Source organism: Xanthobacter variabilis (assembly GCF_043831965.2).
Taxonomy (GTDB): domain Bacteria; phylum Pseudomonadota; class Alphaproteobacteria; order Rhizobiales; family Xanthobacteraceae; genus Xanthobacter.
On record NZ_CM195533.1, the window covers coordinates 3,990,370 to 4,009,192 of the forward strand.

Consider the following 18,823-nt stretch of genomic DNA (forward strand, 5'->3'; position numbering starts at 1 on the left):
TCCCCGGATGGGCGCCGGGCACGGCGCCGGATATCTCGACCCGACTTTTCGCAAACATACCCAATGGGTTGGACTTGAAAGACGTATGCCATCAGTCCAATTGCATATGCGCGCGGCTCAGCGCCTCAGCCGAGAGGGCGCAAAGCCGAAGCGGCGGCGGAAGGCCGTGGAGAAATTGGACGGATGTCCGTATCCCGCCCGGTAGGAGGCCTCGGACACCGACAGCCCCTCCCGTTCGATGAGCGCGCGCCCCAGGAGCAGGCGCCGCTCGTTCACGTAGGCGCCGGCGCAGGTGGCGAAGGCGCTGAAGAAGTCCCGCTTCAGCTTGCTCGCGCTCATGCCGAAGGCTTCCGCAAGGCCGGTGAGGCTCACGATACTCGCCGGGTGGTCATCGATGCGCGCCCGCACCGCCATGATGCGGTCGCGATCGCGGCTCCTGAGCGCATCCGCATTCCCGGTCTCGCCGTCGCCCACGGCATCGACGAGGGCCACCAGCAGGTCGAGCGCGCGGCTTTCCAGCACCAGGGCGGCAAGGCCCGGCGTCGCGGGGGCCTGGAGCACCTGCCAGGCAATGCGCCTGAGATGCCCATCGATCGGCCTGCGGGTGATACTGAGGGGCCGCTCCATGGCCGCGCGCAGCGGGTCGAAAGCCTCGGACCCGGGACGGGAGGAGGCGGCGAGCCATTCCGGCGTGACCACCAGCTCCACGGTGCGCACGGGCTGGCCGCCATGGAGCATTGTGCGGCACGGCCGGCGGTCATTGTCGGAAGCGATCCAGACCTCGTTGGGGCGAAAGCCCGCCTCCACGCCACGGGTCTGGGAGGTGGCGGCGCCGTCGAGCACCACCGAGAGCGTGCAGGCGGGAAAGCTTTCGCTCTCGAACAGGAATGGTGCATCAATGGACATCTCCCGCGCGAGCAGGAACAGCCCCGCCTCCACCTCCACGGAGTGAAAGCGCGCATCTGCCCCGTGCGCGGACGCAAACGGGCTGTCCAGAAGCGCGCGCAACTCGTTGAGCGAAATGTGGCGATGCACGAGGTCCATGAGCGTTTCGTCCGTCTCCTGACCACGGGAGGGTTGAGCCAGAAGGGACACAATAGAAGACTGCCCCCGGGGGCTGTAGATCGTCATTCGAAATAGGATTTGGAATAACTCCAGATTTAAGCTGGAGCCTGCCGCAGGATAGGCGGAGTCAAAGACCAGTTTTTACGCGCTCCATCCTGCCCTCATCTCATTGAAGCACCGCGGACTACCTCTTACCATGGGGCAAAGGAGGGCGCGGCGATGGAGGTGATCGACGCCTGCGGGATGACGGTGATGATCGACAGCGTCCCGGTCCGGCAGGACCAGCGCTGGGAGACCATCATTCCGCCTGGCATCTGGTTTGGCACCGTGCTGGAAGGCGAGCTTTCCGTGCGCACGGAGTTTGTCGGCGACACCGATTGGGGGCCGGGGGCGACGACGCGCTTCAAGACGCAGCAGGCCGTCGCGACGCTTCATCACGCGCGGAAGGATTGCGTGATCTCCGGCGTCTTCGTGCGCGTGGCGCCCGACCACATGGAGGCGGTGATCGGCGGCGACGCGCTCCATCTCCTGGAGCATTGCCCCTCTTATATGGGCCGCGTCAGCGACCTCGCCCGCACGGTGGCTTGGCAGATGCGCGGATGCACCCTTTCCGGGCCCGCCCGACGGCTCTACCTCGCCGGCAAGGCCCTGGAGATGATGGGCGAGAGCTTCCTCGGGCCGGATGCCGCCACCCCCGCCGCGCCATCCGGCACCTGGTCAGCGCGTGACATCGAGTGCTTCCACGCCGCACGCTCGATCCTGCTGGCGGAGCTGGCCGATCCGCCCACGGTGACCGCCCTCGCCCGGCGCGTCGGCACCAATGCGCGCAAGCTCAGCCAGGGCTTCGCCGACCTGTTCGGCGCGCCGGTCTACAGCTTCGTAAAGGGCCGCCGGCTAGACGAGGCCAAGCGCATGATCGAGGCAGGGGAGACCTCCGTGTCGCGGGTGGCCCAGAGCTTCGGCTACCAGCCCGCGCATTTCTCCACCGAGTTCAAGCGCCGGTTCGGCCACGCCCCGAGCGCGCTGATTGGAAGAAATAAAAGAAACGGTGACTGAATTGCGGAAGTTCGCGAACCCGAAAGACAAAGTCGCGAACCCGAAAGCCCTGCCCATTGTTCAATGGATGAGGTGCGTTCCAAAAAGACTCCAGTAGATATTTGAGATTTGGGATACGAGATGCGTCATGATCGCCACGCGCTGCCACGCGGACGCCGGGTTGCAGCCCATGCGCTGTTCTGGAGCGCCTCGCTCCTTCTGATCCCGGAAGGCGCGCTCCTTGCCCAGGAAGCCACAGGCCTTCAGGACCTGCCCACGGACGGCTCCTCCATCGCCCTCGACGAGGTGACCGTCACCGCGCGGCGCCGTGAGGAAGCGGCCCAGGACGCGCCGGTCGCGGTCACTGTGGTGCCGCGGGAGGATATCGGCCCGGGCAAGGTGGAGACGCTGGAGGACGCCGCAGTCCGCAGCCCCAACACGGCGTTCTCCGGCCAGGGCGGCCCGCTCACTATCCGCGGTGTCGGCAATCTCGGTATGTCGGGCGGCGTCGACCGACAGCCCGGCGTTGGCATGTTCCTCGACGAGGTCTATATCGCCCGCCCGTTCGGCTACCCGACCTATCTCGACGACACCGAGCGGGTGGAGGTGGTGCGCGGCTCCCAGGCGACGCTCTATGGCAAGAACACCATCGGCGGCGCGGTGAACCTCGTGTTCCGTGATCCCGCGGACCATCCCGGCGCGGAATTGGAGGCGAGCTTCGGCACCGGGCCCTCGGGCCGGCTCCGCGGCGCCTTCGACACGCCGTTCACCACCGCATTTGGCGAAGGCGACTTCGCCATGCGCGGTTTTCTTTCCTGGACGGGAGACAACGGCCACATCGACAACCTGCCCACCGGCGACACTGTGGGCAACGAGAACGCCCTTGCCACGCGCTTTACCGTAACCGGTCATCTATCGCCCGACACCAAGTTGAAGATCGCGGTGGACTATTCCCACACCGACAATGATGGCGGCCTGTGGTACGCGACCCTGCCGCTCGCCTTCAACTCCAAGTCCAGCAGCGATTATGCGCCCATCAACCGGATCGACATCGGCGGCGTGATGGGCCGGATCGATCACGAGATGGGCTGGGCGCGCCTCACCTCCATCACCGCCTATCGCGGCCATGACATGAAGTCCGTGCTTGATGGCGACTTCACGGGCGCGGACTATCTCGTCCAGGCGCAGACCGAGTTTCAGCGCCAGTTCACCCAGGACCTGCGCCTCACCTCCACCGCGGACGGGCCGCTGCGCTGGCTCGGCGGGCTGTTCTACATGAACGAGAATTTCAGGGGTTCGCAATTCTTCGATCTCACGAGCGTACCGGAAGCCCTTTGGAGCCGCTCGGTCTTCGATCAGACCACCAACACCTTCGCCGCATTCGCCGAGGTGGGCTACAAGATCATCCCCGCCCTCGAACTGGTGGGCGGACTGCGCTATACTTATGAGATCAAGGACACCAGCGCGGCCACTTCCAGCCCGAGCGGCACCTACATGTTCGGCACGCCGGGATATGCCTCCGGCGACATGGATTTCGGCAATTTCTCCCCCGAGCTATCGGCGGTCTATACCTTCTCTGAAGGAAACATCGCCTTTGCCAAGTTCGCGCAGGGCTTCAAGTCCGGCGGCATCAGCCCGTTCATCGACGTGAACAACACGGCGAACACCTACGATCCAGAGACGACCACCTCCTACGAGGTGGGCATCAAGACCACCTGGCTCGACGGACGCATCACCTTCAACGCCTCGGCCTTCTACATCGACTGGCAGGACCAGCAGGCGGTGATCTATACAAGCCCCTTCACGCGGGTGATCCGCAACGCCGCCGCGGCCACGTCCCAGGGCGTGGAGCTGGAAGCGGCCATGCGGGTCTCCGAATACCTGACCCTCTCCGCCAATTACGGCTATCTCGACACCCATTACGACGATTTCGTCGATGACGTGCTGGGCGTCGTCTATACCGGCAATCCCCTGCCCTTCGCGCCGAAGAACAGCGCCGGCCTCGGCGCGCGCTGGGAAAGTCCCCTGGCGGCGGGCCTCAATTTCGTGGCGGCCGTCGATTACACCTACCGCAGCTCCTATTCCTTCAACCCCGACAATCTCTATCGGCAGGCCGCCACCCATCTGGTGGATGCGCGCGTGGGGCTCAAGGCGGAGCAGTGGTCGGCCACCTTGTGGGCCAAGAACCTCCTCGACGACGTCTATCTGCAGCAATATTTCCTTTATTCCGGCATCGACATGGGGGTCGCCGCCCCGGGACGGACGGTGGGCCTCACCGTGAAGGCGCAGTGGTGAGCGCCATGGATATGGGCGCCATCGAAACCTCCATCTCGCCGCTCACCTTGCCGGAAACGGAGCGGGACGGCGCAACACCAACGGGCGCGCCGGGGCCCGGCCTCGTGCTCATCGGCGCCCTCTATCTCACCCAGGGCATTCCCATCGGCTTCCTGTTCGAGGCGCTGCCGGTGCTGCTGCGCCAGCAAGGCGTGCCGCTGGAGGCCATCGCCTTCCTGCCGCTGGCGGCGCTGCCCTGGATCTTCAAGTTCCTCTGGGCGCCGCTGGTGGACAACCGCTTCTCCCGCCGCCTCGGCCGCCGGCGCAGCTGGATCGTGCCCATGCAGACGGTGCTGGTGATCTCGCTGGCGGTGTGCGCCTTCCTGCCGCCCACCGCGCAGAATGTCGGTCCGCTGCTCGCCGCCTTCCTCATCGGCTCGGTGGCGGCGGCGACGCAGGACACCGCCACAGACGGCCTTGCCGCCGAAAGCCTTGCGGGGCCCCGCCTCGCCACCGCCAATGGCCTGCAGGCCGGCGGCATGATGGCGGGCTTCATGCTGGGCGGGGCCGGAGCGCTGATCCTTACCGACCATCTGGGCTATGCCACCGCCGTGCTGGTGCTGGCGGGCATCGCCGCCTTGTGCCTCGTGCCGGCCCTGGCCTGGCGGGAGCCGGACATGCCCCTTGCCGCGCCGCGGCCATCCGCGCGGGTGCGCCACACGCTTCGACGCAAGGGCGTGGGGCTGCTCCTTCTGCTCGGCCTGCTCTATGGAACGGCGCAGTCCGCCGGCACCGGCCTGTCGCGCCTCATGCTCGCCGATGCGGGCTGGAGCCTCTCCCATCTTGGCCTGCTGGCAGCGGCGGGCGGAAGCGCCATGATCGTCCTTGGCGCGCCGCTCGGCGCGCGGGCGGTGGCGCGCCTGGGCACGTGGCGCGCGCTCGGCATCGGGCTCGGTGTCGGCATCGGCGCGCTCGGGCTCTGGCTCGTGCTGGCTGTGATGCCCCAGCCGCCGCTGACCGCCATCGCCGTGCTCGCGGCGGTGGGCATCGGAACCGGCGGCGGGATGATCTCGGTCGCCGCCTCCACCCTCGCCATGCGCTTCGCCGCTGAGGGCAGTCAGGCCGGCACCGACGTGACCGTCCTCCAAAGCGCCCACGTCACCGGCGACATGGCGGCCGGGAGCCTCGCCGTGGGGCTTGCCTCCGCGGCCGGCTATGGCGGCGCCTTCGCCGGGGCGCTGGCGGTCACGGCGCTGACCCTTGGCCTTGCCGCCCTGATGGCGCGACGCCCCTCCCTCCAGGGGCTCTGACGTCGCGCCGGCAAGGCACTCCGCCCCACTCCCCCTTGTGAAGGAGATGACTCCATGACGGCGACCTGGGTCGACCGCATCACCGACCATCTGGCGCGACGGCCGTCCGGCCGCATCGGCCGGACCCTCTACCGCCATGCGACCGGTCATCAGGCCGGCTTCCAGTTCGCTCTGGAGCACGTGCCGCCGGGACCGGATGACACGGTGCTGGACGTCGGATGCGGCGGCGGCGCCTTCCTGGCGCTCGCGCTCGCCCGCGGCATCGCGTCCGCGGTGGGCGTCGATCACAGCGCCGACATGCGCGCCACCACTGCCGAGACCAATGCGCAGGCGCTCGCCTGCGGCCGGCTGCGCGTCCTGGCGGGTGATGCCGCCGCCCTGCCCCTCGCGGACGATGAATTTTCCCGCGTCTACTGCCTCAACGCCTTCTTCTTCTTTCCGGATCCGGCCGCGGCCGTCCAGGAGATGGCGCGGGTCGCCGCCCCCGGCGGGACCATCGCCATCCTCACCACGCCGCCGGACATGGAGAAATCCGCCCGCCTGTTCTTCGGCCCCCTGGCGCGGCGGATGCGCTTTGATGCGCCCGAGGCGCTGGCGCGCTGGAGCCGAGAAGCGGGCCTCGTCGATCCTGAGGCCCTCGCCGTTCCGAAGGGCGGCATCCTCCATGTGGCCCACAAGCCGGCGAAAGGTGTCACGCCATGAGCCCGAGCGCGCCGCCCGACCCGTCCGAGATCGTCATGCCGGGCTTCCGTGGCCGCGTGGTCGGGTCGTTCGCTGGCATGATGGTGGTGGAAGGCGAGATCGACGGAGAACTCGCGCCCCATAGCGCAAGCAGCGATGAGCTGGCCGTGGTGCTGTCCGGTTGCGTGGAAGTGGACCTCGCGGGCAAGCGAATGCTGCTCAAGGCCGGCGACCATCTCATCGTCCCCGCCGGCGCGGTCCACGCCGTCTGGTCCATCGGAACTGTGCGTGTCCTGCTCATCGGCGCCGCAGAATGATGCCGGACGCGGCCGCATCGCCTACACGCCATCAGAAGACGCCGGCAAAAATCGCCGGGCGGCCTGACGCCGGGCGGAACCAGCATCAGGCCGTGTCGCACAAGCGATCGGAAGCTCAGTCTGTTGATTTCCGTCGAGAAGTGCGACGGGTCGGGCGGGACCAGATACTGCCGCGAAGAAGGCGATATCGGGCTGTTCGCCGAGCGCATGGCGCCGGCCGAGAGTGCGGTGGGTCGTCAGCTCCGTAAGCAGTCGGTCGGAGATGGGGCTGATGTCGTCCTCCTCCTCGCGAGCATCAGAGACCACCACCTCTTGGCGAGGTGCGGAGGCTGTATGGGTGTCACCCTCCGTCTCGATGGAAAGGTCATGTGTTCGCGTGGCGAATAATAAATCACGCCGTCTCCAGTCGACAGCTTTCGGACTCCCGCTTCCCGGCCGTGACAGAACTGGCAAAACCCACCCGTCTCGGCAGCTTTGACATGCTCGCGGCTCGCGACACCGATTCAGTAGCGTGTCGTCATGCGGTATGAACCGTGATCGTGTAGCCAAACGGATCGCGAAACGCAAAATATCGCCCGAACGGGCCGTCCTTCGGCGGGAAGGCGATGGCTATTCCTGCCGCCTTCAACTCCTCATGCAGCGCATCGGCGTCGTCGCAGCCGAACCACAGGGCAATGCCCCAGCCCAATTTTCCTTGTGCCGCATCCAGATCCACGAGCGGCTTTCTGACCGCGAAGGGAGCGGGCTTGCTGTCGAAGACGATCGCTTCTGGGTTCTCCTGCAGCAAAGGCCGAAGCCGCGAATGCCGAAGTGATGCGGGTCGAGGAGGTTCTGGAGGCTGCGGTCCATCCGGACGCCATTCAAGATGCCCTTGATCTGATGGAGCGGCTCCACAGCGCCATGTGCAGATAGCGCCGGGAGCTGAACCAGACGATGCCTTCCCGCATCGAGTATTGTCGGTCATGCTTCAATCTCATTCGGCGCTGGGGGAGCACAACGCGAGCCCCATCGAGCCGTCCGCAAAGAGGCGCAGGCCTGGTTCCGGCCTCATCACGGAGCCCGTCACCCTGCGCCTGCCACCGTGCGCCGCCGTAAACCTGCTTCATCGTCACAGTCCCTGTCATGCGACGCCGTCGCGTCGGCTCGCGGTTGTCGAGACGACCCTCGTGACGTTGTGAGAGCCGCATGCGGATCGGCCGGCGATCACAGCAATGGGGGAGAGATCGCGCCCCTCCGCGCTCGCTCGTTCGCCATCCGCGAAAAGTGCAACGTGTGAAAGCTCTCCGGATCGCCTACCGGTCCAGAATGGAACCGAGCTCACAGCGGCCTGATGCGGCCGATCTCGGAGATAGAGGGGAGCGCAACGCGTGGTCATCACCAGAAAAGGTGATCCACCCCTCCAAATCAGCGTGATGTTGTGGGCATGATGTTGGGCGCCTGGACGTCATTGCGCCTCCCGGCTCGGCCAAGATCATCGCTGCGCCAACAGGTCAGGTCTCCGTAAGGCCGGAAGCGCCAAGCGCCGTTCGGGCGAGGTCATTGCCGAAGACAGCCACGCACCACCCACGCACGGCGCCACTGAGCTGCTCCAGCATGCGCACGTCGCTGGTCGCGCGGGCAGCCTCCATCGCGCGGTAGAACACGAAGAAATGGCAGATCAGGGCCACATGAAGGGTGCGGGCGCCGGGCACATCGTCCGCGGTCCCCACCCGGAACAAAGCTTGGGACGAGGCTTGGAACAAGGCTTGGCGCGCCTGGCGCGCAAGAGCCTGCACCGGCCCCTGGCCGGGATCACCGGCCTTGTGGACGATGGTCCAGGAGAGGGCGAGGATAGCCGCGACGACATCGGCCAGATCTTCAGCGCACAGGCCGAAGGCTTCAAGAATATCGGCGCAGACTCCATAGACATCGTGCGGCGCTCCGAGCATCGTACGAAAGTCCCGCGCCAGCGCGAGATTACGTGCTTCGAGCTGCGCGCCGAACTGTGCCATCTCTTCGATCAGGCACGAGCACTCGAAGCACGGCAGGTCGGGGCTGGGCATCTCGACGGTTCCGGATGCCTCGAGCAACAGGCTCAGGAAGCGTCCCGAAAGGCAGGTTCCCACCGGAGCAAGCTCGGGCACGATCAGCCGCGCCCAGGTGCGCTGGGCAAGAAGATTGTCCGCCGCCGGAGGCCCGAACTCCCAGGCGCCGTCGCTGGTCAGCGCCTCGACATTCGCCCTCACACCTTCTCCCTTGGCGGCCCACGCGCTGGGAGAGCAGCCGACCATGTCCTTGAACACCACGTGGAAACGCTCGTAGCTGCCGAAACCGGCGTCGAGGCAGGCGGTGAGAAGATTGGAGCCGGCCCGGTAGGTCCTGAAGAAATGCTCCAGCCGCGCCCGATTGCGCCATTCGACGAAGCTTCTGTTGGTATCGGTGATCAGCAGGCGGCTGAGATAGGACGCCGCCACGCCGACTTCCCGTGCTACATCCGACAATGAGATGCCCGCCGGCCGTTCGCGAATGACCAGCAGGGCGCGCGCGACTGCGGGATGGACCGATCGCAGTATCGCAGTCTCGCTCGCGCGGCATGCGCGAACGGCGCGCGCGATGGCATAGGCGAGGCCGGCATTGAAAGCTTGAGGATCATCGAAATCCTGTGCGATCTGACCGAGGAGACGATCAAGGTCGATCAATTGATCGCCGTCCAGAACATAAGTGGGTTGAGCTTCGACCTGTGCCGTCCATTCCGCAGGCGCGAGCTGGGCCGCCAGGCTCACCACCCACATTTCCAGATTGGGCGCCCGAACGAGGCGATGCCGGACGTCCGGGACCAGCCACACGAGGGTGCCCGGCCGCAATTCCAGCATCTGCTCGCCCACAAGGTAGCGACCGGATCCCCGCAAGATGAGATCGAACTCCATTTCGGCATGGCAATGGTCGATCTGGATGCGCCCGCCCGCGACCGTCCTGCGCACGCTCCCCAGGAAGCCCGGAGGAATCTCCGGATGTCTCTCAGGCATCCGACCTCCCTTCGCTGAATGTCAAAAAGCGACAGGCGCGATGGCTTAAGCCGGCAGGCTTCCCGGAGCCCGGAAGCGGACAATGGCCACATCGATCAGGCAGAAGCCTGGATGTTTCAGGAGACCGATCATGTCGATGGCTCATATGCCCTTCCCGCAGGCGACGACGATGCGGGATGCCGCCTCGCGCAACGCCAGGATGCTGGGTTCCGCCCTGGTCCGCTTCGTCAATGTCCTGAACGGTTGGAAGGCCTTCCACCAGATCGCCGATCTCGACGACGCGCGGCTTGCCGATCTCGGGCTGGCGCGCTCGGATGTCGAACGGGCCCGGCTCACGCCCGTCTACAGGAATCCCACCGCGGAACTGGCCCATGCCGCCCGGGAACGCCACCTCGACCGGCCGGCCGAATGAGCGGCGAGAGCAAAGATGGAACAATGCCACCCGCGCCGGGCCCCACCGGCGAGGGTGGCACCTTTGGTTCTCTTCCCGCGGCAGGATGCTCACGCTCGCGCCCCTCCCCTGCCGCTCTCATCCCTTCGGCACAGCAGCCAGCCTCCGGCTGCGATCAGAAGGATCGGCACAGTCATTCCGGCCTTCTGGCTTGCCGTCAGAGCGGTCAGAAGCGCGGCCAAGGTCGGGCCCATGAATGACGTCACGCGCCCGGACAGGGAAAACAGGCCGAAATGCGCGCCCATATGCCCGGCTGGAGCCATTTGGACCAAAAGGACGCGCGATGAGGATTGGAGGGGCCCCGCGACCACGCCCACGACGAGCCCCAGCGCCAGGAAGATCCGCTCTTGCGGTGATTTGAAGTCCCCGGCAGACGGCTCCATCTGAACGAGACCAAACAGCAGCGCATCGCGTTCAAGCGAGAGCATGCCCAGGAGCGCGCACAAAAGAGCGCCGATGGATCCGAGAATGACGCCGTGCGCGCCGATCCTGTCATTCAGCACGCCGCCAGCCAGCGCGCCGAAGATGCCGGCAACAAGAATGAGGGCGCCAAAGATCCCTGTCTGCGCCGGGCCCCATCCGAAGGTGCCGGCGGCATAGATCCCGCCGAGGGTGAAAAGGGCAGCGAGACCGTCCGCATAAAGCATGCGTGCCACCATGAAGCGCAAGAGTTCCGCGTCACGGCGTATCCGCCGGACGCTGCCCCTGAGGCGCGCGATTACAGTTCCGAGTGACTGCGGGGGCGGCAGGCGGCGGGACCGTTCGCAGGGGCACAGGAACAAGGGCGCCGCGAACAGCATAAACCATGCCGCGCAAAACGGTCCGACGATGCGGGGGCCGCTACCCGCGTGGGCATCGGAACCGAAAAACGGCTGCAGGCCGAACGCTGTCCGGCCCGTCGTGGGGTCCGCCACGAGAAACGACAGAACGATGCCGAGGGCGGTCAGCCCGCCCAGATAGCCCGCGGCCCAACCGAGACCCGAGAGGCGCCCGAGCCGATGCGGCGCGACCAGCGCTGGCATCAGCGCATTGGCGAACATCAGCGCGCACTCCGCGCCGAAAAGAGCCACCATGAATGCGATGAGGGCCAGCGGCACGGTGCCCGGCGCGCCGGGCACCGCGAGCCATAGGGCCGCGGAGCCGCCCACCAGCATCAGGCCGCAGGCCACCATCCCGGATCTGTAGCGCCCCGTGGCATCTGCGAGCGCTCCGAGAAAGGGGGAAAGCACTCCAACGAGGAGACCCGCGCCGCCGGCGGCATAGCCCCAAAGGGCCTGGCCTCGCGCGCCATCTCCCACCACCACATGCGCAAAATAGGATGCGAAGACGAAGGTGGTCACAAGGGTAAAGAATGGCTGGCATGCGGGATCGAAGAGCACCCAGCCGACGATGGTCATCCGTGAGGGCGCATCGGTGAAGCCACCCTGCAGTGCGGAGGCATTGAGAGCGTCTTGATGTCTCTCGTCCATGAATGCCTCCTTTATCGCGAGAATGCGCTTCCATGGTCTTTGGGTGGTCTTCTCAAGCAAAACAGGGTTGCCGGTCGAACCCCGTCCGCGAACATCACCGGTCCGCGGACTGCGGCGCGCGGCGATGGTCCACTTCTTCGAGGGAAGGTCGAACGTACTGCTCAGGTCCTGGCTTCTCCACCCGTTGCGGGCGTCGGGCACAAACTGAAAGCGTGACCCCAGCCGCCACCAGGAGGCCGCCGATGACCTGCGCCGGATAGGGCGATGTTCCTCGCAGCGCGACCATGATCATGGTCAGCACGGGAATGAAGTTGTAGAGCAGGTTCGGCTCGCTGACGCCGAGCACCTGCACGGCCCGGTTCCAGAATATGTAGCCCAGCACTGTGGCGCCAAGCGCCACGCCGACCAAGGCCACCACAGCATCGCGCGTGGGCGCTCCACGCGGCGGCCCACCCAGCACGCAGAAGGGCAGAAGAAGGAGCGTGCCCGTGGCAATCACCAAGGCGGTGTTGGTCATCACCGGCACGTCTGAGGGCAACAGCCGGCGCGCCGCGACAGTGTAGAACGCCATGCAGATCGCAGCGGCAAACGCGATGGGCTCGCCGAGGTCGAGCGTGAGGCCAGCAAGGCCTGCGGGACTGTCACCCAGCACCGCGAGCAAAGCCCCAGCAACAGCGATGAGCATCCCCATTCCGGCACGCCACCCAAACGCGTCACCCAGAAACCCTGCGGCCCCCGCCATGGTGAGCACGGGCGTCAGCGCCATGACCACGGCGCCGTTCACCGCAGTCATGTGGTCCAGCGCGACGAAACGCAGCAACTGGTAGAGTGAAATACCGATGCCGCCCAGCGCCAGATAACCGCGCCAATGTGCCCGGAAGGCAGCAAGGAGGCCGCCGCCGGGCGCGGCGAGGGCCAGCAGCACCACCGCGGACAGGCTGAAGCGCGCCTCAGCCGCGGCGACCGGATCGAGCCAGGCGAGAAGTTCCTTGCTCCAGATGTAGTTGGCCGCCCAAAGCACAATTGTAGCGGCCGCCATGCCCCGAGCGATCCACATACCGGAACTCCTGGAAGCGCATGATTTCAAAGAGAGGTAGGACTTGCCTCGCGGTCTCCGGGAGCAGTCCGCCACGCGACGGCCGCGATCTGCGCACACCGTCGCGGCGCGGGGCTTCACTTCATCTTGAAGCCGTTTTCCACGAACCCCTGAAGCCCGAGCATCCGGTCCCCGAGCTGAACGTCGAGCCCATCCGGATCGCGGACATGGAAGCTGTCCGAATCCTTCTGGGGATCAAGACCTTCGACCTTCAGCTGCGCCTCGATCCGCTCGGCGTCATATGCAGCGAGACCGAACATGAAGTGGGAGATCGTGCCGGGCTTTTCGCCGGTGCGGAGCACCAACATGCTCTCGCCGAACCCAAGCAGCACGCTTTCGGCGCTTTCCTGGATCACCGAAAGCCCAAACATCCTGCAATACCAGGCCTTTGACCGGGCGAGATCGGAAACCGTGATGGCGATGTGGTTGACGGTAACGGCGTTGAAATGAGGTTCGCTCGTCTCGGACATGCGATCTCCTGCTGGTCTATGGGGCGTTGGTCTGCCGCGTGTCACTCGGCGCATGGCTTGGGATAGAGCTTGCTTTTGGTCGAACTTACTTTTGGAAGAACTTACTTGGGGTAGAGCGTCGCAAGAGCATCGTGCAGCTTGCGCGCGAGCGGAGAGGCCTCATAAGGGCCTGTCACCACCTCGATATAGGCCGCTTGATTGCCCGTTTCGGCAGCGATGAGCGCCGCATCGAGCTCCCCAATGGTCGAGACGCGAGCAGTCAGCCAACCTTCGCAGCCAAGTGCCTGGGGAAGCTGCGTGTAGCGCCAGGGCGCGACGTCGTTATAGGCGGCGTCAGGGTCGCGGCAGAGAAGACGCTCGATCAGGTAGCCGGAATTGTTCAGCACGAAGACGATGGGCTTCAGCCCCAAGCGGCCGAACAGGCCGATTTCCTGTGCCGTGAGCTGATGCGAGCCATCTCCCGTCACGAGGATGGTGCGCCGCTCCCGCGCCGCGACCGCGATGCCAACGGACGCCGGCGTGGCCCAGCCGATGGAGCCCCACAGCGTCTGATTGTGGAAGCTCGCCCCCCTCGGCAGGGCCGCGAATGCGAGGCCCATGGAGATGGTCCCCGTCTCGGCCACCAGTTGATCGCCGGGGCGCAGAAAATCCGCCCAGCGGGCATAGAGGGCCTCCGCCGTGATCGGAGCATCGGCGATCGGCTTCGTCGCCTTCATCGCGGGGGAACGCTCCGGCACATCAGGACGAACCCATGAGCGGTGTGTGAGACGGCGCGTCAGCTCGACGATCAGCTCGTCCATCTCCACATTCTGGTGGAGCACGCCGCCGACCCTCGTCCGATGATGGCCGACCTGGATCATTTTTGCCGGATCGAGCCTGGCGGTGAAGGCTCCGGTGTTGAAATCGCTCATCAAGGCGCCGACCGCGAGGACGAGGTCGCACCCCTCCACAAAAGCACCGACGCTTTCATTCATGAGGACGCCGTCATACATCCCGATGAATGCAGGCTGATCCTCATCGAGCACTCCCTTGTCCATCGCCATGGATGCGAACGGCAAGCCGCTGCCGTCCACGAGCCTTTGCAGGAGGGACGAGAAGCCCGCACGGGCAACAAGGATGCCCGGCAGAAGGCAGGCCGCCGTCGACGCCTCGAGCGCCTCGATGATCGCATGTGCTGCTCGCTGGAGCGCTGCCGGGTCGCTTCGTGAGGGCGATACCGGCGACGCGGCACCGAGAACCGGCTGCTCCGCAAGGTCGGCCGGGAATGCCATGTACACGGGCCGGCGATGGTAGAGCGCCTCGTGGATCAGCCGTTCTGTTTCATAGGCAACATTCTGGGGTGTCATCACGGCGTGGGCGACCACCACCGGTTCACACATGCGCCGAAAGAGGCTGTATTCTCCATCGCCAAGGGTGTGATGCATGATGGCACGGGCCGTCTGCACCGACATGCGCGGGGTGCCGACCAGATGGAAGATGGGGAGGTGCTCGGCATAGGAGCCAGCGACTGCGTTGATCGCGCTGAGCTCTCCCACGCCGTAGGTCGTGGACAGCGCAGCCGCGCCCTTGACCCTGGCATAGCCGTCGGCCGCATAGCCCGCATTGAGCTCGTTGCAGCAGCCAATCCAGCGCAACTGCGGATCCGCGAGCACGGCATCGCAGACCGAGAATGAATAATCGCCCGGCACACCGAAGACGTCATCAATTCCAATATCTTTCAGCCGATTGAGCACATGCTGGATCACTGTGGCGGACATGGGGTGCTTCGCCTCGGAATGCTGTCTGAGGGGCTGAAGGGCACGGGGCACACTTCGGTGGGGAAGGCCCACGCCGCAAGGCATGCGGCATGGCTCGCGTCACACGGCGCTATTGAGCACCACCGCCGCCATGTTCGTCGGCATACTCGACACCAGCCTGCGTCTGTTCGATCGCTTGCTGAATGAGAGCCATGGCCTTCATGCGGTGGCCGCCCTTGTTCGATGACGCCTCGCGCAGGGCGGCCAGGGCGTCATAAAGGGATGAAAGCGCCCTCTCCATGTTGCCTTGATACGCCTCGGCGCGAGTTGCGACGCCCACTGTTCCGAGCACTGCGGCTCCGGCGGCCAGCGCCGCGAGGCGTCGACGGTTCATCCGCGCATCATCCATGATGATCTCCGTATATTTCCGCGGAATTATTTCGCTTTCCGGTCCTGGCAGAGGATCGCCGCCGCCAGGAGCGCACCGATCAGAGAAATGTGCTCCATGACCACATGAAAATGCGCGGTCCGCTCCGGCTCGGGCATCGTCCAGAACCCATGCGCGATGGGTATTGTCAGCACCGTGAAGACGATGAGGGATGCCGCGCCCAGCCAGGCCGCGCGGTTCAGAATGATCATGGCCGATCCAATGAGAAGCCACGCGGCAGTCGCAGCGCCATAGACCGGCGCCGGCTCCAGGCCGAAATGCGCCATCTCCTCTACCCAGGAAGGGAACGAGAGGAGCGCGGCGAGGCCGGCGCTCCAAAAGACGAACGTCAACAAGACGCGTGCGACAAGCCGCACAACTGCGGCACCAAGAATTGTATCGAGAATATTTTGCATCTTTAACTTGATCTGTTGCGCCGGGATGGTCTCGCCTGTCTCCTTCGCTTGAGGAAAGGCCCTCGTCATCACCAGAAGTAATGATGTGCTCTCATCCCTGCCGCCGCATGTTGGCGCCGTTCGCTGCGCGGGCGATCTTTACGGATCAGGAGGCATGTTGGTGGGTCGATGGATGATGGCGCGCATCGTCGCGCTGGTGATGATCGCGGGCATAGCGCCGCCGCCGGCTGCGTTCGCTCAAACGGTGAATGGCTTGTTCGTGGCACCGCCTGCGCAGCCCCTCAATGTCGGCGATGCCATTCGCGCCGCTGCCGCATATCACGGCAGCGCAGCCTATGAGCGCGACCTGTCAGCGGTCACGCGTGCTGCAATAGCGTGGATCAATGACGCAGCGCCCCACAGCCCCCGGCCTGCTGTAGTGCTCGATATCGACGAAACGGCTCTGTCGAATTGGGAGGTCATCCGGCGTGATGACTTTGGCCGGCCCATCGGTGGACCGTGCCTTGCAGGTGGCACCGATCCCTGCGGCTGGGCCGCCTGGGACATGCTGGCGTCCGATGTGGCCATTACGCCGGTGTTGGATCTCTTCAGACGCGCCCGGGAGCTCGGTATCGCTGTGGTATTCATCACCGGCCGTCCCGAAAGCCAACGGACCGCGACCGAGACGAACCTGCGAACCGCCGGCTTTTCTGGGTACGAGGCCATGTACATGACGCCCGATGGCGCGCGTTTCGCATCGGCGGCCGACTTCAAGACGCCCATCCGGTCGCGACTGGAAAAGGATGGCTACACCATCATCGCCAATGTGGGTGACCAACCCTCCGATCTTCTGGGTGGTCACGCCGAGAAAATCTTTCTCCTGCCCAATCCTTTCTACCGCGTGCCATGACGAGCGCCCGCGCGCGGCGGGACCAGAACGCCCACAGGGCTGCCACACACATTGCGGGCCGCACGAGCAGGAGGCGTCACCCTTGTGGCGGCCCCCTCGGAACCAAGTTCGTTCCTGCGGCAAGTAGGGAGTAGATCATGTTCGGCTCATCCTCCTCCGGGGGATCGAAAGCACGCACCATCATCGCCTCGGCCATCGGAAACGGGCTCGAATGGTTCGATTTTCTCAGCTACGGCCTGCTCGCAGGATCGATCGCGGTCGCATTTTTTCCCGATCACGCGCCGGGTTCCGGCCTCATCCTGGCCTTCGCGACCTTTGCGGTCGGCTTTGCCGTCCGGCCCATCGGAGGGGTTCTGCTGGGGCTCTATGCGGACAAGGCCGGACGCCGCGGCGCGCTCGCTGTGATGATGGGGATGATGTCCGGGGGCAGCCTGCTCCTCGCGCTGGCGCCAGCCTATGACCAGATCGGCATCGCCGCCCCCCTTCTCGTCGTTGCCGCGCGGATCGTGCAAGGGCTCTCCGTAGGCGGCGAATTCGCCGGTTCCGCGACGTTCCTGGTGGAGCACGCCCCGCCCGGCCGACGCATGTTCTACGGCAGCTTCCAGATGTGCGCGCAGGGCGTCGGCATTCTGGCCGCATCGCTGTTCATTTTTGCGCTCGAGCAGAACCTGACGCCGGACGCCTTCGGCACCTGGGGGTGGCGTATTCCCTTCGCAGCCGGCGCCATCATCGGGCCTGTCGGGCTCTACTTGCGCTGGCGCGTCGCAGAGACTCCGGAATTTTGCGCCCCTGTCTCGAAGAGCCTTGCGGCTGGCAGTGTGCTCCGCGCATTGCGCACCGAGGCGCCTGCGCTTCGGTGCGGCATCGGTCTCATCGCCGTGGGCACCGCCATCGCCTATCTTTGGCACAGCTATCTGGTGGTCTATGTGGTGCATGAGCTTCACCTGACGCGGACGGACGCATTGCTGAGCGCCTCTGCGTCCGGCGCACTGGCCGTGTGCCTCTACCCCCTGGCCGGTTGGCTCGGGGATCGGCTCGGCGCCTTTCGCCTTTTTTCATGGTCCACCGCGATCTTCGCCGCGCTGACATGGCCCCTTTACGCTTGGCTGACCGGCGCGCCCGATTTCGAGCGGCTCATGGCGGCGCAGCTTGTCGCGACCGCCTTTCTCGCCTTCATTTCCGCCTGTCACCCTGGATTGCTGGCCATGCTGTTCCCGGTCAAAGTGCGGACCACAGGCGTGGCGCTTTGCTATAATTTTTCGGTATTGGCCTTCGGAGGCCTCGCACCGCTCACAGTGTCGTGGCTGGTCGCACGGACGGGCAGCCCCATGATGCCGGCAGTCTATCAGATCGTGGTCGCCGGCCTGTCACTGCTTCTGGTGCTTTCGGCGTCTTCGGCACGTCGGCAGGCTCTGGCCCGCAACACGGCGACGAAAGATAACCCGTCGTCTATTTTCAGGTAATAAGGTAGCATCGGTGTCACCGTTGCGATCCAGAGCATATTCAGCGATGCCTACACTCAACAATTTCATTCTGCGACGAACGGACTTGCCTCCGGCAGAGCTCGACTGGCTCCTCGCCCACGCCAGGCCGCGCTTCCTGCCGCGCGGGGGCGTCTTCTGCACCATAGGGCAGGCCGAGCACGAGATCGGATTCCTCGATGAGGGCATCCTGCAGGTGTTCGCCTTATCGCCGGATGGGCGCAAGATCCTGCTGGACTTCATCTTCACAGGCGGCGTCGCCCTGGCCCTGGACAGCGCGACCAAGGGCCTCCCCTCCGAGGTGGTGTTCGAGGCCGTCCTTCCATGTCGGCTCACGGTCCTGCCCTATCACCTGCGGCACGCAGCCGTGGAGCGTCATGCGGGTTGGGAGCGCCTGGCAACGCGGACGACGGAGGAGATGTTCCAACGCAAACAACAGCGGCATATGTCGCTGCGCTCGAAGACCGCGCGGCAGCGCTACGCAGAGCTCTCCTGCGAGCTGCCGGAGGCATGGCGATCGATCCCCCAGCATCTGATCGCCGCCTATCTCGATATCACGCCGCAATATCTCTCCACCCTCAAGCAAAGGGCGGAACGGGAGATAAGGACTGAGAAAGTGTCGGCGCGGGCCAGAGCCGCGGGCCTTCTCGTCAGCCCGGGAGAGGATGTGGGCCGTTAGCGCTCCGCTCCAGCCGCGAGCG

At 65.4% G+C, this 18,823-nt stretch carries 18 protein-coding genes and 1 pseudogene; 9 read left to right on the forward strand and 10 right to left on the reverse strand.

All coding sequences use genetic code 11. The annotated features are described in order from the left end of the window. Positions 1-117: 117 nt before the first annotated feature. Positions 118-1,044, reverse strand: a complete 927-nt coding sequence (locus tag V5F26_RS17340) for a helix-turn-helix transcriptional regulator (protein ID WP_394947276.1) — start codon at positions 1,042-1,044, stop codon at positions 118-120. Positions 1,045-1,284: 240 nt separating this feature from the next. Between V5F26_RS17340 and V5F26_RS17345 the strand changes: the two genes are divergently transcribed. From V5F26_RS17345 to V5F26_RS17365, 5 genes are all read left to right on the forward strand, one after another. Beyond that, complete coding sequence (locus tag V5F26_RS17345) at positions 1,285-2,121, forward strand: helix-turn-helix domain-containing protein (protein WP_394947275.1); 837 nt, start codon at positions 1,285-1,287, stop codon at positions 2,119-2,121. A 120-nt stretch (positions 2,122-2,241) separates the two neighbouring features. Continuing rightward, positions 2,242-4,395: a TonB-dependent receptor gene (locus tag V5F26_RS17350; protein WP_394947274.1), complete on the forward strand. Its 2,154-nt coding sequence runs from the start codon at positions 2,242-2,244 to the stop codon at positions 4,393-4,395. 5 nt (positions 4,396-4,400) lie between these two features. Next, complete coding sequence (locus V5F26_RS17355; RefSeq protein ID WP_394947405.1) at positions 4,401-5,684, forward strand: MFS transporter; 1,284 nt, start codon at positions 4,401-4,403, stop codon at positions 5,682-5,684. Positions 5,685-5,738: 54 nt separating this feature from the next. Beyond that, a complete protein-coding gene (locus V5F26_RS17360) occupies positions 5,739-6,386 on the forward strand; it encodes a class I SAM-dependent methyltransferase (protein WP_394947273.1) in 648 nt (215 codons plus the stop codon). After that, positions 6,383-6,682, forward strand: coding sequence for a cupin domain-containing protein (locus tag V5F26_RS17365; protein ID WP_394947272.1), 300 nt, complete (start codon positions 6,383-6,385; stop codon positions 6,680-6,682). The genes V5F26_RS17360 and V5F26_RS17365 overlap by 4 nt, the downstream gene beginning before the upstream one ends. A 165-nt stretch (positions 6,683-6,847) precedes the next feature. On the opposite strand, the pseudogene V5F26_RS17370 reads toward V5F26_RS17365, so the two are convergent. The 3 genes and pseudogenes from V5F26_RS17370 to V5F26_RS17380 all read right to left on the reverse strand — a co-directional run. Next, positions 6,848-7,033, reverse strand: a pseudogene (locus V5F26_RS17370) (hypothetical protein); the annotation flags it as partial. Positions 7,034-7,199: 166 nt separating this feature from the next. Further along, positions 7,200-7,646, reverse strand: a complete 447-nt coding sequence (locus tag V5F26_RS17375) for a VOC family protein (RefSeq protein ID WP_394947271.1) — start codon at positions 7,644-7,646, stop codon at positions 7,200-7,202. A 526-nt stretch (positions 7,647-8,172) separates the two neighbouring features. Beyond that, positions 8,173-9,687: an AraC family transcriptional regulator gene (locus V5F26_RS17380; RefSeq protein WP_394947270.1), complete on the reverse strand. Its 1,515-nt coding sequence runs from the start codon at positions 9,685-9,687 to the stop codon at positions 8,173-8,175. Between the two features lie 130 nt (positions 9,688-9,817). Here V5F26_RS17380 and V5F26_RS17385 point away from each other — a divergent pair, with 130 nt between their 5' ends. After that, the gene (locus V5F26_RS17385) at positions 9,818-10,099 is read left to right on the forward strand and encodes a DUF1127 domain-containing protein (RefSeq protein ID WP_394947269.1); all 282 of its coding nucleotides are present in this window, start codon (positions 9,818-9,820) and stop codon (positions 10,097-10,099) included. A gap of 89 nt (positions 10,100-10,188) precedes the next feature. On the opposite strand, the gene V5F26_RS17390 is transcribed toward V5F26_RS17385, so the two are convergent. The 6 genes from V5F26_RS17390 to V5F26_RS17415 form a co-directional block, all read right to left on the reverse strand. Next, positions 10,189-11,607: an MFS transporter gene (locus V5F26_RS17390; RefSeq protein ID WP_394947268.1), complete on the reverse strand. Its 1,419-nt coding sequence runs from the start codon at positions 11,605-11,607 to the stop codon at positions 10,189-10,191. 94 nt (positions 11,608-11,701) lie between these two features. After that, the gene (locus V5F26_RS17395; RefSeq protein ID WP_394947267.1) at positions 11,702-12,664 is read right to left on the reverse strand and encodes a DMT family transporter; all 963 of its coding nucleotides are present in this window, start codon (positions 12,662-12,664) and stop codon (positions 11,702-11,704) included. A 116-nt stretch (positions 12,665-12,780) separates the two neighbouring features. Further along, entirely contained in the window at positions 12,781-13,173 is a 393-nt protein-coding gene (locus tag V5F26_RS17400) for a VOC family protein (protein WP_394947266.1), read from the reverse strand. Between the two features lie 101 nt (positions 13,174-13,274). Then, complete coding sequence (locus V5F26_RS17405) at positions 13,275-14,930, reverse strand: alpha-keto acid decarboxylase family protein (RefSeq protein WP_394947265.1); 1,656 nt, start codon at positions 14,928-14,930, stop codon at positions 13,275-13,277. Positions 14,931-15,039: 109 nt separating this feature from the next. After that, positions 15,040-15,318 (reverse strand): hypothetical protein, encoded by a 279-nt coding sequence (locus V5F26_RS17410; protein ID WP_394947264.1) that lies wholly within the window; start codon positions 15,316-15,318, stop codon positions 15,040-15,042. 26 nt (positions 15,319-15,344) lie between these two features. Next, entirely contained in the window at positions 15,345-15,752 is a 408-nt protein-coding gene (locus V5F26_RS17415; RefSeq protein ID WP_394055441.1) for a DoxX family protein, read from the reverse strand. 172 nt (positions 15,753-15,924) lie between these two features. Here V5F26_RS17415 and V5F26_RS17420 point away from each other — a divergent pair, with 172 nt between their 5' ends. The 3 genes from V5F26_RS17420 to V5F26_RS17430 all read left to right on the forward strand — a co-directional run bounded on the left by V5F26_RS17420 (position 15,925) and on the right by V5F26_RS17430 (position 18,801). After that, positions 15,925-16,641 (forward strand): HAD family acid phosphatase, encoded by a 717-nt coding sequence (locus V5F26_RS17420; protein WP_394947263.1) that lies wholly within the window; start codon positions 15,925-15,927, stop codon positions 16,639-16,641. A gap of 137 nt (positions 16,642-16,778) precedes the next feature. Continuing rightward, on the forward strand, positions 16,779-18,104 hold the full coding sequence (locus V5F26_RS17425) for an MFS transporter (protein WP_394947262.1): 1,326 nt from the start codon (positions 16,779-16,781) through the stop codon (positions 18,102-18,104). Between the two features lie 85 nt (positions 18,105-18,189). Next, positions 18,190-18,801 (forward strand): Crp/Fnr family transcriptional regulator, encoded by a 612-nt coding sequence (locus tag V5F26_RS17430; protein WP_509210524.1) that lies wholly within the window; start codon positions 18,190-18,192, stop codon positions 18,799-18,801. Positions 18,802-18,823 lie beyond the last annotated feature (22 nt).

What these genes read in the sequence shown, in the direction of transcription:
- V5F26_RS17400 (WP_394947266.1), bottom strand. Translation starts at nt 13,173, where the DNA reads ATGTCCGAGACGAGCGAACCTCATTTCAACGCCGTTACCGTCAACCAC.
- V5F26_RS17410 (WP_394947264.1), bottom strand. Translation starts at nt 15,318, where the DNA reads ATGGATGATGCGCGGATGAACCGTCGACGCCTCGCGGCGCTGGCCGCC.
- V5F26_RS17420 (WP_394947263.1), top strand. Translation starts at nt 15,925, where the DNA reads ATGATGGCGCGCATCGTCGCGCTGGTGATGATCGCGGGCATAGCGCCG.
- V5F26_RS17425 (WP_394947262.1), top strand. Translation starts at nt 16,779, where the DNA reads ATGTTCGGCTCATCCTCCTCCGGGGGATCGAAAGCACGCACCATCATC.
- V5F26_RS17390 (WP_394947268.1), bottom strand. Translation starts at nt 11,607, where the DNA reads ATGGACGAGAGACATCAAGACGCTCTCAATGCCTCCGCACTGCAGGGT.
- V5F26_RS17365 (WP_394947272.1), top strand. Translation starts at nt 6,383, where the DNA reads ATGAGCCCGAGCGCGCCGCCCGACCCGTCCGAGATCGTCATGCCGGGC.
- V5F26_RS17380 (WP_394947270.1), bottom strand. Translation starts at nt 9,687, where the DNA reads ATGCCTGAGAGACATCCGGAGATTCCTCCGGGCTTCCTGGGGAGCGTG.
- V5F26_RS17375 (WP_394947271.1), bottom strand. Translation starts at nt 7,646, where the DNA reads ATGACCGACAATACTCGATGCGGGAAGGCATCGTCTGGTTCAGCTCCC.
- V5F26_RS17360 (WP_394947273.1), top strand. Translation starts at nt 5,739, where the DNA reads ATGACGGCGACCTGGGTCGACCGCATCACCGACCATCTGGCGCGACGG.
- V5F26_RS17340 (WP_394947276.1), bottom strand. Translation starts at nt 1,044, where the DNA reads ATGGACCTCGTGCATCGCCACATTTCGCTCAACGAGTTGCGCGCGCTT.
- V5F26_RS17395 (WP_394947267.1), bottom strand. Translation starts at nt 12,664, where the DNA reads ATGTGGATCGCTCGGGGCATGGCGGCCGCTACAATTGTGCTTTGGGCG.
- V5F26_RS17350 (WP_394947274.1), top strand. Translation starts at nt 2,242, where the DNA reads ATGCGTCATGATCGCCACGCGCTGCCACGCGGACGCCGGGTTGCAGCC.
- V5F26_RS17415 (WP_394055441.1), bottom strand. Translation starts at nt 15,752, where the DNA reads ATGCAAAATATTCTCGATACAATTCTTGGTGCCGCAGTTGTGCGGCTT.
- V5F26_RS17355 (WP_394947405.1), top strand. Translation starts at nt 4,401, where the DNA reads ATGGATATGGGCGCCATCGAAACCTCCATCTCGCCGCTCACCTTGCCG.
- V5F26_RS17345 (WP_394947275.1), top strand. Translation starts at nt 1,285, where the DNA reads ATGGAGGTGATCGACGCCTGCGGGATGACGGTGATGATCGACAGCGTC.
- V5F26_RS17405 (WP_394947265.1), bottom strand. Translation starts at nt 14,930, where the DNA reads ATGTCCGCCACAGTGATCCAGCATGTGCTCAATCGGCTGAAAGATATT.
- V5F26_RS17385 (WP_394947269.1), top strand. Translation starts at nt 9,818, where the DNA reads ATGTCGATGGCTCATATGCCCTTCCCGCAGGCGACGACGATGCGGGAT.